The 12,700-nt window shown below is 57.4% G+C and carries 9 protein-coding genes and 1 pseudogene; 4 read left to right on the plus strand and 6 right to left on the minus strand.

The window, feature by feature from the left end:
* On the minus strand, positions 1 to 2,007 hold the full coding sequence (locus tag FHT71_RS30365; RefSeq protein WP_132594823.1) for a glycosyltransferase: 2,007 nt from the start codon (positions 2,005 to 2,007) through the stop codon (positions 1 to 3).
* Positions 2,008 to 2,185: 178 nt separating this feature from the next.
* On the minus strand, positions 2,186 to 2,911 hold the full coding sequence (locus FHT71_RS30370; protein WP_007791730.1) for a sugar transferase: 726 nt from the start codon (positions 2,909 to 2,911) through the stop codon (positions 2,186 to 2,188).
* Between the two features lie 322 nt (positions 2,912 to 3,233).
* Between FHT71_RS30370 and FHT71_RS30375 the strand changes: the two genes are divergently transcribed.
* The 3 genes from FHT71_RS30375 (at position 3,234) to FHT71_RS30385 (ending at position 6,087) form a co-directional block, all read left to right on the plus strand.
* The gene (locus FHT71_RS30375) at positions 3,234 to 4,304 is read left to right on the plus strand and encodes a glycosyltransferase (protein WP_132594844.1); all 1,071 of its coding nucleotides are present in this window, start codon (positions 3,234 to 3,236) and stop codon (positions 4,302 to 4,304) included.
* Positions 4,305 to 4,347: 43 nt separating this feature from the next.
* Positions 4,348 to 5,685, plus strand: a complete 1,338-nt coding sequence (locus FHT71_RS30380) for a polysaccharide biosynthesis/export family protein (RefSeq protein WP_132594821.1) — start codon at positions 4,348 to 4,350, stop codon at positions 5,683 to 5,685.
* Between the two features lie 108 nt (positions 5,686 to 5,793).
* Positions 5,794 to 6,087 carry a hypothetical protein gene (locus FHT71_RS30385; RefSeq protein WP_132594819.1) on the plus strand — a complete coding sequence of 98 codons (294 nt, stop codon included), beginning with the start codon at positions 5,794 to 5,796 and terminating at the stop codon, positions 6,085 to 6,087.
* Positions 6,088 to 6,508: 421 nt separating this feature from the next.
* Here FHT71_RS30385 and FHT71_RS30390 read toward each other — a convergent pair whose 3' ends face one another.
* From FHT71_RS30390 to FHT71_RS30405, 4 genes are all read right to left on the minus strand, one after another.
* On the minus strand, positions 6,509 to 7,525 hold the full coding sequence (locus FHT71_RS30390; protein WP_132594817.1) for an NAD-dependent epimerase/dehydratase family protein: 1,017 nt from the start codon (positions 7,523 to 7,525) through the stop codon (positions 6,509 to 6,511).
* Complete coding sequence (locus FHT71_RS30395) at positions 7,515 to 9,149, minus strand: GMC family oxidoreductase (RefSeq protein WP_132594815.1); 1,635 nt, start codon at positions 9,147 to 9,149, stop codon at positions 7,515 to 7,517. The genes FHT71_RS30390 and FHT71_RS30395 overlap by 11 nt, the downstream gene beginning before the upstream one ends.
* Positions 9,150 to 9,306: 157 nt before the next feature.
* A complete protein-coding gene (locus tag FHT71_RS30400) occupies positions 9,307 to 10,737 on the minus strand; it encodes a hypothetical protein (RefSeq protein WP_132594813.1) in 1,431 nt (476 codons plus the stop codon).
* A complete protein-coding gene (locus tag FHT71_RS30405; protein WP_132594811.1) occupies positions 10,727 to 11,845 on the minus strand; it encodes an acyltransferase in 1,119 nt (372 codons plus the stop codon). Before FHT71_RS30405 ends, FHT71_RS30400 begins: the two co-directional genes overlap by 11 nt.
* Before the next feature lie 699 nt (positions 11,846 to 12,544).
* On the opposite strand from FHT71_RS30405, the pseudogene FHT71_RS32070 reads away from it, so the two are divergent.
* A pseudogene (locus FHT71_RS32070) lies at positions 12,545 to 12,700 on the plus strand (phosphomannomutase); the annotation flags it as partial.

Below are 12,700 nucleotides of genomic sequence, written 5' to 3' on the forward strand. Positions count from 1 at the left end.
TCAAGAGGTTCTGGTGGCAGTCTTTGGCGTCGCGATCGCAGCGGCGCGTTCAGGCTCGAGCTTGCCACGAAGAGCGTCGAAGGCCGCCAAAAGGTTGCCGCGGGCTCTACCGCGCCGGTCGATGAAGGGTTCGGGCCAGACGGCACGACTGAAGTTGCTGGCGGTGTTGCGGAAGATATGGTCCACCACCTTGGGGAGGCTCATCGTACCCTTGGTCATCATGTAGAGCGGGTTGATAACTTGCGAGTATCCCAGCCGTTCGCCGCTAACCCTTCCGCTCTTCACGCCCATATGGACGCCAAAGGCGAGAGCCGATTTGACGAGCCGGCCGCCGCCCTTGGCAAGTGCCGCTGCAAAGTCACGGTCCTCCAGCCACCCGTATAGGACCAGACGCTCGTCGAAGCGGACCTCGCCAATCGCAGAAAAACGGAAGGCCATGTTGCAGCCATAAGGGCTGAACGGTTCCGACCACGTGGCGTCGGCCTCCCCTGCCTCGACCAGACCAACCGCGTCTTGAAACGAAATACCCGGTCCCTTGATGCCATCGGCAAGGACGTGGCCTGTAAAGCCCACAATCTGGCTTTCGTCACGAAATGTCTGTATTGCGCTGGCGAGCCAGTTCTTATCGGCGATGAAATCATCATCGAAGAATGCGACAGCTTCGGTTCCTGGTCTCACGTGTTTCAGCGCGGTGTTGCGTTGTGCGGCAAGCCCGGGAGGACCCGTGATGATTGTCACGTCTGGATGGCCTGCCAGATCGCCAGCATCTGAAGCATCGACACACGAAACAATCACTGCATCTGGCTTCAGGCTCTGTGTCGACAGGAGATGCCGCACGCTCGCACTGACGATATCGGGACGTCCGCGGGTTGCGAAGATGACACTGACATGCGGCGAACCCGGATCGACCGATCTGTGGCTGCAGACCTCGGTCGTTGGGTTTTCGAGGAGCTCGATATAACCCGCTGCTGTTTTCTCCCAGGAGAATTGGCGAACCCGCTCGCGTCCTTTCTCCACCAGATCATCTCGAAGCTGCACGGATGCGTGAAGCAAGCGTATGCGCTCAATCCACTCGGCCGGTTCAAAAGGAGAAGCGACCAGGGTCGCATCCCCACAAACCTCCGGCATGCTCGCACAATGCGACGAAACGACAGGACAGGATCTTGCCATTGCCTCCACGATCGGCAGTCCGAAACCTTCCGTCAGCGAAGGAAATGCAAGACAAAGCGCGCGCTCGAAGAGATAGGCAAGGTCGTGGTCGGATACACGCCCGAGAAAATGGACATTCGGCTGACATTTGAGGGTTTGCTCGGCAAATATGCCATCGCCCCCGCCAGCAATGACGACATCAAGGCTCATCTCATCAAGCTGGGGCGCGATGTCAATCAAGAGCGACAGGTTCTTGTGACGCGCACGCGATCCGAGAGCCAGGACAAACGGTCGACGCGGCTTTCCCGAGGTCATCATCTTCGGGGCTGCTTCGGCAAGCGATGGGTCCCAAAGCAGCGCGTGCTCGTGTCCGTTTGGAAGAACGGCAATCTCCGACAAGCGGATTGGCAGGTGACGCGCTATCTGTCGCGCGGCCGCATGGGACACGGTCGTAACACGTAGAGACCGTCGCACCAGCAATGGCTGGAGAGCGTGATAGAGAGCACGAAACGATCGGCTGTAACTCTGTGGCGCGGCAAAAATGTTTGCATCGTGGATGCATACGATCTGCTCGATCTTTGCCGCCGGCCCCGTGTTGCAGAGATTGAGGAGCCTGCGATTGCCACTGAGAAACGGCAGCTCGATCTGTTCCCAGGCATGACCGTTCAGTTGGCCGCCTTTTTCAAGTCGCATACGCCGCAACGACAGCTCTGGCGTTCTGACTGGCGCGATCACAACTGATCCGCCCGACTGTGCAAAATCGTCCATCGCATTGACGACATTATGCGCGTATCGCTGGACGCCCGTCATGTCATGCGTGAGAAATCGGCCATTGATTGCGAATTCGCTTGCGCTCATTCAGAAATCTCCTGGCGACCGCGACCTGTCGCGGTACCGATTGAAAGCATCAAATCACTTCACGCTTCTTGATTGCCGCCGCATAAAATCAGGGCATAGCCAGCCGCACCTGCCTTTTGAGCATGCGCCACAGTGCTGAGATCAAGTGGAGGGGCGCGATACCGCGCCGCTTAAGATTTTAGTAGCTGCCGCGCGAGCGCAGGACAGCCGGAATTGTCTTCAGCATGATCGACAGGTCGCCAAGAACACTTTGTTCTTCGACATAGCGAACGTCGAGTTGAACGCGGTCTTTATAGCTCGTGTCACTTCGTCCACTGACCTGCCACAGGCCCGTTACACCGGGACGAACTCTGATGTAGTCGGCATAGTGAATGCCGTAGAGTTCCGCCTCGCTTGCAACGATCGGCCGCGGTCCGACAAGGCTCATCTGGCCGCGAATGACGTTGAAGAGCTGTGGAATTTCGTCAACGCTGCTTTTGCGCAAAAGTGCGCCAAGCGGAGTGACACGGGGATCGTCTCTGAGCTTGCGCGTTGCGTTCCATTCCGCCCTGAGCGAAGGATTCGCCGCCAGATGCCGGCTCAATACCTCGTCTGCGTTTTTTACCATTGTCCTGAACTTCAAGCAGGGGAACATGACGCCGTGCCTGCCGATCCGCCGGTGAGCGATGAATATCGGTCGCCCCTGCAGGATTAATAGGACGGCGACGAGCATCAGCATCATCGGGGCCAGGACGACAAGGCCAATGCTCGCAATTGTTGTATCAATTGCGTATTTCATACCGTCCATCACAGAGGAACGGTTTTCATGTCCGAAGATATCGGACCTTCGGGAGGTCGCTCTGCGAGAGTGCAGTGGCGCCTTGTTGAACCTGTCGAAATTTCGACCGAGATCAATTTCCCTCATCTGCGTACTCCCCTCGTAAACAACTTAGACTTCGGGCATGTGCAGACAATGCCGTCATGGCATGCACAAGAAAGCTAACAAGTATTAAACGATTTGACAATAATTTTATTGCGCTGCACTATATAACTGTGCAGCGCGGGAAATGGACATCACTTGTTGATCATATTTCTGTCTTAACTGCCTAATATAGTTGCCGATAGTCTGATTTTTAATCGAGAAATCGGCAAGAACTGCGCCCGCAATGCACGCCACGATAATTCCGATTGTTGTATCTCGAGGATTTGGCGTGCGAGTAGCAATTATTCATTACTGGCTGGTTGGAATGCGCGGCGGCGAGAAGGTTCTCGAAGCACTGTGCGATATATTTCCCACTGCCGACATCTACACACATGTTTGTGATCTCGCGGTGATTTCCGACAAGATCAAACAACACAAGATACAGACGACGTTCATCGGTGGCCTGCCCTATGCAAAACGGATGTACAAGCGCTACCTGCCGTTGATGCCAATGGCGCTCGAGCAGATCGATCTCGGCGCCTACGACCTTGTTGTCAGCAGCGAGTCGGGACCGGCCAAAGGCATCATACCGACATCGCCGGCCTTGCACCTTTGCTATTGCCATTCCCCGATGCGCTACATCTGGAATATGTACAACAAATACTACGACAGTTCCGGCCTGATGACGCGAATGATGATGCCGCCAATGGCACACTATCTCAGGACATGGGATGTCGCGACCGCCAATCGCGTCGATGATTTTGTCGCAAATTCGACAACCGTCGCCCAACGGATCAAGAGTTATTATCGCCGGGAGGCAACCGTCATTCATCCTCCGGTCGACACCACGGCGTTTCGCCCGATCCCAGCCTCTGACGTCGAGGACTACTATCTCATGGTCGGAGAGCTCGTCAGTTACAAGCGACCCGATCTGGCCGTCGAAGCCTTTAACCGGATGAAAGCCAAGCTGGTTGTCATCGGTGGTGGCGAAATGCTCCACCACCTCAAGAAAATCGCTGGTCCGACCGTCTCCATCCTGGGCGCACAACCTTTCGACGTGCTTAGGCATCACTACGCCCGCTGCAAGGGCCTAATCTTCCCCGGCGAAGAGGACTTTGGGATCGTGCCCGTCGAGGCGATGGCGAGCGGACGACCGGTCATCGCCTTTGGCCGGGGTGGGGCAACGGAGACTGTCGTAAACAACAAGACCGGCGTTTTCTTTCAGACCCAGACGGTCGAGGCCCTGATTGATGCCGTCGAACGAATGGAACGTCTAGATTTCAACCCAGCGGACGCCGTGTCTCGCGCGGCCGATTTTCGACGGGACGTCTTTGTGGATCGCTTCCGGACCTATGTTGCGCGGGCAACTGGCGCCACACTGGCGGTATCGGCCTGACGTACCGACGAATTGCCAAGATAATTTCAACTGGAGCAACAGGATGCGGCTTTCCTCCTTACGCGAAGTGGTCCGAGGGCGCGGTCTTTCGGACAGAAGCAATGAAAGGCCGAGCCGCAAGGCAGCCGTTTCTGCGGCATTTTTGGCGATTGCCATTGGAGCTGGTACGGCCCATGCCGCTGAGGAATATGTGCCCGGACCGCAGGACACCTTGAAGGTCCGCGTTTACGAGTGGCGCCCAAGTACGGGCACCGCATTCGAATGGGCCCCTTTGACGGGAGATTTCGTCGTCTCTTCCGCGGGCAACCTATCGCTGCCGATCATCGGCAATGTCCCCGTGGCAGGCAAGACACTCGAGCAGATATCGGAAACGATTGGAGAGCGCCTCCAAAACGAGGTCGGCTTGCAGAAGCGGCCAAGTGCTTCGGTCGAAATCTCTTCATATCGCCCGCTTTTCGTGACCGGGCTGGTGGCAAGTCCGGGCAAGTATAATTACAGCCCCGGCCTCACGGTCATACAGGCGCTCAGCATGGCGGGCGGGATCGGTTCAACCGACGCCAGCATGATTAGCCTGCAGCGCGATGCGCTGTCGAGCAAGGGCCAAGTGCGGGAGCTGGAAGCCGAACGACTTGGACTTGTCGCACGACAGGCGCGCGTCGATGCGGTTTTAAACGGAGCCTCATCCGTCGTCTTTCCCCAAGAGCTGACGTCGAGGTTCAACGAACCGCGATTCTCGAAAATGATGGAGGAGGAACAGTCCCTTTTTGAGACCCGCGAGCGCTCGATGATGACAGAGATCGACGCGCTGAACCGGGCCAAAGTACTTGCCAACAATCAGATCGACGCGCTGAAGGAGAAAGCGGCCTCGCTTGCAAAACAGATCGATCTGGCAAGCAAGGATCTGAACACGGTCAACAAGCTTGTCTCACAAGGGCTGACAGTATCGACCCGCCAGCTCGGCGCCAACCAGACTGTCGCTGAACTCGAAAGTCGCAATCTTGACGTTTCGTTGGCCACACTGAAGACCGAGCAGGATCTTGCCAAGGTCGATCAGGATATTGCCGACGTCCACAATCGCTATCGTGTCAACGCGCTGACGGAGGCAGCCGAACTGCGCGACCGGTTTGCTTCAAACACCGAAAAGACCAAGACGGCAGCTGATCAGCTAAAGAACCTTGAGGTCCGCGCCCCATCCGCAATGGCCTCTCTGGCAGAGGAAAAGGCTCCCTACACCTTCCTGATGACGGTCAACCGGATCATTGACGGCACGATGCAAACGCTTGTCGTTGGCGACAACGATCCCGTCATGCCCGGTGACATGATCAGAGTTCAGCAGCGGGAAGAGCCAACGGTTACCTCGACGGACGTCAGCAGCAATTGACCTGCTGGTTGTTGCAGCTCTCGGAAACCCAATTTGAACTTGCCTCAGCAGAGGAGATACACGATTATATCCGGTAGGGGGATTTCGATTGGGAGGTCGGAGCAATCGATGGGCTGGGCGCTTGTAATCTCATTTCTGATCGGCGCTGTCTGCGCGTTGCGCGTGCCGGTCTTGATCTTCACGCTGATTGTTCTTGTCGTGATGATTGCCTATGCGGGTGCCAGCTACTTCGCCGGCAGCCCGGTTCTGAACGCGTTTGCCTGGGGCTTTGTGTTCGCTGTGGTGCTCGAAGCAGGCTATGTTTTTGCCCACGTGGTTCTGCATGCATTCTACGCGCGGCGGGCCAGCGACACTGAAAAGCGGGCGCCGCAACAGGCACAACCGAAATATCCTGCCGACTAGCCCACCGATCGGGCAAGCAGGCATCGAGCGCACCGCTCCCGCCGGGTGTTCTAGCAAGATGATCCGATCACGATCAAGGAAGGGATATCAGGCGTAGTCCGCATTCTCGGTGAGCTTATTGGATACGACGAGGATGGCATCCCGAGCTGATGGTGATCGCCACTTCCGCCATCGTTGCAGACCTGCGGATGAACTGGAAGGATGCGATTGGGAATTGTCGCCGATCCAATCATCCGCCTGGTCTCCGGGTCTGCATGGCACTGGCCAGCTGGTGCGGCAGGCGCGGACTGAAGTCCATCTGTCGCCCCGGGAAATCGATCGGACATCATTCCCATCGAGACCGTGATATGGCGCGCCCCAAAAACGTCGGGCCTTGAACGGAGGCGTTTGACCTTGATCGCATGGCCGTGGGGGCGTGCCCCTATACTGGTCTGCTGTGCCCGGCGAAGTCGGATTGCGCCCCTGTCCTGGCCTCCTTCGCCAAACGGGCGAGGGCGAGCTGCTCCGCCTTTGCCATCCCGAATTTCAGCCTGTATCCCGCGCGCTCGAGGCGCTCGCTGGAAAAGCGCATGCGCCACAGCGGATTTCTGATTGGTAGCGTGTGGAAGCGCAGGAAGTCGTGGAGCCAGTCGATCAGCCATGGGGCGCTGACGACACGATAGCGACGGTCACCACTTGCCGCGAAGGCCTTGCGCATGAAATCGATGTGACGTGGCATGTCGCGATCGTCTTCTGCCAGATTGTATATGTCGACCTGCCCGGCTTCGCCCCTGCCCGCCAGTCCCTGTTCGATCGCCCAGATGAGCGCATCGGAGACATCGCCGACATAGATGTGATGGGAGTGGCGATGTGACGCGAGCATGCGCTTGAAAAGGCTCCAGTCGCGCACGCCAATGATCTGGCCGATGTCAACGACAACGGCTGGCCTCAGCACCACGCAACGCATCTGGTTGGCGACGCGCATGAGCGCCCTCTCTCCGGCAAGCTTCGTGCGGCCATATTCGCGAACATAGTCCAGCGCCCAGTATTCCGAGGCGACGTCTCGATCGATGGATAGAACGGGCGAGCTCTCCGAAATTCCGGCCGATCGGCCACTGCCGTAAACAGCGATTGAGCTCGTATAGCAGAAGGCCCTTACGCCTTTGTCCTCGGCAGCACGCGCCAGGCGGCCGGTCCCGCCTTCGTTGAGCGCCCTCATGCGATCCTTCTTTCCCATTTCGGCCGCCAGGTGGATCACGCCGCTGCAGCCTTCGACGAGCCAACCAAGATCCCCATCGCTGGCAAGATCTACCTTGCGCCATTCAAGCCTTTGGTCGTCGGATTCGGGCGTGCGCGAGGTCGTCGCTCTCACACGATAGCCGCGTTCAAGCAAGTCGGTCACAACAAAACGGCCGATCCTGCCGGTTGCGCCGGTTACTAGAATGGTTTCACCCGGCATGAGCCATCACCTCCGCAAGAAACGGCCGCTGTAACCTGCCTTTCAAATGGTCGGCGAGACGAATTGCCATGGCGACGATCATCTGCGTCGGATTGCAATGGCCGGCTGTCGGGAACACCGAGCTGCCGGATACAAAGAGGCCTTCGACGCCGTGTACCTGACAATCGACGTCGACAACACCTTTGGCCGGATCGCTCGACATGCGCGTTGTGCCCGTCGGATGAGCGACGTCCACGAAGCTTGCGGGGATTGGTGCCTTGTCGCGTACCCAGTCGGCCAGAACAGGCTCCGGAAACCCTATCCTGGAAAGTTCGGCTGCGACGAGTTCGCCCATACGATGCATCGTGCGGGCCTCGTCCGGGTGGCTACGCCAGTCGACCTTCGGCAGGCGCATGCCAAAGCGATCCCGGCGATCCGAGAGGCTTATGCGGCTGTCTTCATCGGGCATCTGCTCACACATGCAATCCAGCGTGAGCTCCTGCAGCTTGCGCGGCAGGCCATTTCGCGCTCCGAAATAGTCGACAGCCCCCTTAACCATTAAAGGGACGTTGCGCGCAACACTGACGACATCGGCTGGCAGCCGAGGTTTTCTAGCGGCCAGGCGCCGCAATGCGTCCCAGGGGTCGTCTGGCGCAAGCACCTCTCCGAGCCAGGCTGCGCAATTGAGCAGACGCTCTTCTCGCTGAATTTCCGGGCTCAATCTGAGACCCGCACGGAAGAAACGACCGCGAACATTGTAGCGTCCGAACCTGCGTCGGAGCGCCTCTGAACCGGACAGGGCGAAAAACGCCGTTGGACCACGAAGATGGTCCATCAGGTAGCGGCCAACCCGGTCATGATCATTGCCGAGCGCTTTGCGATCTTGCTCATGAGAATTGAGAAGGATGCGGGCATTCTCGATGCCTCCAGCGCAGAGCGCGACCGAGCGGGCGACAATATTGTGCTTTTGTCCGTCGCCTGTGGCAAACTCAAGCCCACGCGTTTTGGTGCGCTTGTCGTTTGCCCGCACCCGCAACGCGGTCGCGCCCGTCACCAATGTGACATTGGGGCCGAGGTGCTTGGCGATGTGCCGCCCAAACCGCATGTACTCGAATGGATAGGTTTCCGCGTCGTCCCTGCTGAACTGCCAGAAGAAGGGCAGCAGGAGGTTGGCGGCGACCTCTCTCTTCGGCGCATTGCGTCGTGCGATCGACCAGAAGCGTTGGTCACTGTAGCCGCTGCCAACCACAAGTCCGAGATGGCCCGCGCTGCGATCCATGTAGGGGTCGAGTTCCTGCATAGCGATCGGCCATCCCGAATTCTCAACCCAGTCGCGCTGCTCGAAATCGATGGCGTCGAAGGGACCGCACCGACCGCCCCAGGTATGTGAGCTGCCGCCAAGGATGCGATTTCGCACCGACCATTGGTCACGGACCCGCGGGCGCCCGATATTCTCGATATCATTCAGCGCGTCAATTTCTGGATCACGCCTCTCACCGCCGCTCTCAAGAAGCACAACGCTCAGTCCTGAATGAGAGAGCTCGCGCGCTAACGTCGCACCGGCCGGTCCGGACCCAACAATGCATACGTCGCAACGAAGTAACGGGACAACTGTTTCGCTGGGCTGCAGATCGAGAATTGGCATGGCCCATCACCTCCTGCGGTGTACAAATTTGGCGGAGCGTTGCAGGCCTTCTCCAGCGATTGGCCGGCCCGATTGCCGATATTGCTTGCGAAGGACTTTCGATGTCATTTCAATGAGCCTCGCCCGTCCAGCCTTAAACCTCCTGCAACAAATAGGGTCAGCCCGATCTTCTAGGCGCGGGCAGACCGCTTTGTTGGCGGAGCGGCAGCAACGGCGCCGCAGCCTCGGACATGACTTCCGGGCGGCTGGCAGCCAGACCCGCCAGAATGAAAAACAGAAGGCCAAGGTCGACAGTGGGACCGGCAACAACGGACCCCGCAAGGAGGCACAGGCAGCCGTTGCGGGCAGCACTCCTGACATCGGCAACGAAACTTTTGGGAACGGCGCTGCGTCCTGGGCCAAGGGCGGTAAGCGTAAACAGAAAAATAAAAAGTGCACCAGGGATGCCCACGTTCGACAGGACCGCGACCGGGAAGCTCGACGTCCGCGCCGTGCCCAATCCAGCCCCAAGGCCGTAAGTGTCGAGAAAGTTCTGAAGGCCGCTCGTATTCCAGGATCCGCGCGTCAGGGCTGAACTGGAGGTAGATTTGCTCAGGACAAGGAGGTCAACATAGCTGTGAACGGCATCGAAGATGCGGTCCTGTAGGACGACGATCAGTGCGACAAGCAAAGCCAAGACCGGGGCAAGAACTGCCACTGCGGCGCTGTTGCTGCTGTCGGATCCGACGCCACTGCGCAGCACGGCCGTAATATAGAAGATTGCCAGGCAGACCGGCGCCGCAACCAGCCCTGTGGACGACGTAGAGGCAACGATCAGAACCATCGAGATCATGGCCAGCGGGCCGGTCCAACGCGAATATCGTTGGCAAAGCCACATCGTTGAGGTGAATCCGAAAGCACCCAAGGTGGTTCCGGCAAATGCGGAGGCCTCCGGCCACGAACCTACAATGCGTTTGAAACCATTGACCTTGTCGTTGTCGTGAAAGGTATACTGCGCATTGCGGATGAACTGCAGCATATCCTGGCCGCCAATCGCGCCGGTAACGACGTCGATGAGCGCAAAAAGGACGTTGAATGCGGCATAGGCTATCAAGCCGATTGCGATCGTTCGGTAGCCGTCGATCGTCGAACCGACAGCCACGATCAGCATGAAGCAGACCAGATCTGCGGCGAGGTAAACCACTTGGGTCAGGTTGCTGGTGACAGGTCCGAGCGGGACCACACCGCGTGTCAACGGGTGGTCAGACAAGCCAAGAGGGACAATCGTCGTTGCGTCGGCAAACAAACGCGGCAGAAAGTAGGCCGATAAGGTGCCATAAACGACAAGGCAGGCGAGCCAGAAGCCCGGACGGCCGAACTGTATGGCGTCAAGCACTGGAGTGTTGGCCTGTCTATTGCGCATGGCAGCGAGCGCGAGAAACGCCAGGAACAGATGGGCTGGCTGAACACTCGAAGAACCGACAATGAATGCGGCCGCCGCTCCCAACAGGCTTAGCGTCACGAAGGCCTTGATTGTCGCGGCCTGACCGAGCGCCATGCAGTACAAGCCGAGCGCAATGGTAATGATGCCGATCGGTTCAACGCCCATTGCCAGCCACCCTCACCTGCCTTTGAGCAACTATTGGTGGCTTGGCTGTCGCTGCCCTGTGAGGCTTCCCTGCGACAAAGCTCCTGAGTTTGAGAGCATGCTTTTCGATGGCATGCCACGAAAACACAGCTAGCAGTATGGTAACCGGTAGCGCCAGCGCGATGTTGAAGTACCATTCGCGATGTTGGGGAAAGAGATGGGCAACCGTCTGTTGAACCGGAAAAGCGTAGAGATAGATGCCGTAGGAATAATCCCCACTGGCAAGAAACGAATGCTTTGGCGGCCGTGTGAGGCCGATCGCAACCGTAACATAGGCAATCGGAAAGGCGGCGAAGTACGGCGCGTAGGGCAGGTTCAGCATCACGAACGACGCCACAGCCGCAGCAATCGCACGAGGGGCCGTCACCTTGATGTGCTCGCGGCAGATAAACAGAAGAACACCCACCAGGAAACTCAAGAGCAGGATGCGACCAGGCAAAGCCCCGTCCATTGGCAGTTCGGCAGCACCCCGCTGCAGGTCGCGGCCGATGATCGCAAGGTGTGCAAGCACAACAACACCAATCAGCAGCGCCGGACGAAAGACGACGCCAATCACGGCAAGCACGGTCAATGCAATGTAGCACTCCAGTTCATAGGGAATGGTCCACAGCGACACATTGACGGCGTGATAGTAGGGATTGTCGCGAAACAGGCCGGGCAGCAGATACTGAACATGGCCAACGATGTTGAGAAAATAGGACGAAAACTCCGGATCTGCGACGTAACTGGCCAGCGGCAACGTCGTAAAGACGGGTCCAAGAAGGAGCGCGCACAGCGTCACCTCCACAGCAAGTGCTGGTATCAGGCGAAGTGCTCGAAGGCCGAGGAAGCGGGCAACGTTGCGCGTCCGTGACAGACTGGCGCTGACAAGAAAGCCGCTCAGAGCAAAAAAGGCCGGGAGAACGAATGTTATCAGACCGCGCAGCGGCGGCTCGAACAGGAAGACTTCGCCGTCTTTGCCATAGGAAACCGCAAAGCTGTGAATGCAAAGTACAGCGACCGCAAGCAGCACCCTAAGGTAGTCGAAGCCTGTGGTATATCCATTCGCAAACCGCTCTTCGATCGACATGGCATTACTCCCGTCGTTAGCGTTGCAGTAATAATGAATACTACGCTGCGGCGCACAATAGACGCGAACTCAGTATTTGCAAAGTCACATATTGCAATGCGAAGAAAAATAAACTGCAAAGGCTAGACTTTTGAAGGATGGCGGAGCTGCGACATATTGATTTGCACTTCCAGGAGGAGCCTGGCATGCATGATTGGAATATACACTTGATTTCAATAGATTTTTTCTAAACAAATAAAGTCCAACAATGCCGCGCGGCGAGAGAGCAAGAATGCTGCAATGCGCCATGCGCGAGCGCATAAAACGACAGAATCGCCGGATTGGCGGAGGTGACTGTGATTCATTTCTGTTGCAAAGTTCTGATAACCGTGAAACCTTCGAGGCCGTTACTGGAAATAATCATGACGCGTTTCGTCCAATTAATGCGAGCTCCTGGCGTCTACTTGCGGATGCTGGCTGCAACATTTGCGTTCGCATTGATCACATATCTGCATTATGACTCGGTAACATTGACACTATACTACAGCGTTATTTGCATATTTCTTATGCAGTTTGGCTATATAGGGGGCGTTCTATTCCTTATATGGCGGGAAAGGATACGGCGAAAGGAAGACTAGAGGTTGCACAGAGAACATCGTTGTGTCGTTTCCGGAAGGAGGAGCCGGCCTTAGGACACACACATTGAAGGATTGATGTGTGATGAAGTTCGGAACGAGTGGGCTTGGCGGCCTGTCTGTCGACCTCAAGGGGCAAGCTTCGACGCTCTATGCCACCGCCTTCGGTCGCTATCTGCTCGACAGTGGAATGGCGCGCCACGGCGATGCTCTGCTGATCGGCCAGGACTTCAGGGATTCC

Source organism: Rhizobium sp. BK060, assembly GCF_014193145.1.
GTDB lineage: Bacteria > Pseudomonadota > Alphaproteobacteria > Rhizobiales > Rhizobiaceae > Rhizobium.

Excerpts from the sequence above, each read along its gene's own strand:
- FHT71_RS30405 (WP_132594811.1), bottom strand. The coding sequence starts at position 11,845 with ATGTCGATCGAAGAGCGGTTTGCGAATGGATATACCACAGGCTTCGAC.
- FHT71_RS30390 (WP_132594817.1), bottom strand. The coding sequence starts at position 7,525 with ATGCCGGGTGAAACCATTCTAGTAACCGGCGCAACCGGCAGGATCGGC.
- FHT71_RS30395 (WP_132594815.1), bottom strand. The coding sequence starts at position 9,149 with ATGCCAATTCTCGATCTGCAGCCCAGCGAAACAGTTGTCCCGTTACTT.
- FHT71_RS30380 (WP_132594821.1), top strand. The coding sequence starts at position 4,348 with ATGCGGCTTTCCTCCTTACGCGAAGTGGTCCGAGGGCGCGGTCTTTCG.
- FHT71_RS30370 (WP_007791730.1), bottom strand. The coding sequence starts at position 2,911 with ATGAGGGAAATTGATCTCGGTCGAAATTTCGACAGGTTCAACAAGGCG.
- FHT71_RS30375 (WP_132594844.1), top strand. The coding sequence starts at position 3,234 with ATGCGCGGCGGCGAGAAGGTTCTCGAAGCACTGTGCGATATATTTCCC.
- FHT71_RS30385 (WP_132594819.1), top strand. The coding sequence starts at position 5,794 with ATGGGCTGGGCGCTTGTAATCTCATTTCTGATCGGCGCTGTCTGCGCG.
- FHT71_RS30365 (WP_132594823.1), bottom strand. The coding sequence starts at position 2,007 with ATGAGCGCAAGCGAATTCGCAATCAATGGCCGATTTCTCACGCATGAC.
- FHT71_RS30400 (WP_132594813.1), bottom strand. The coding sequence starts at position 10,737 with ATGGGCGTTGAACCGATCGGCATCATTACCATTGCGCTCGGCTTGTAC.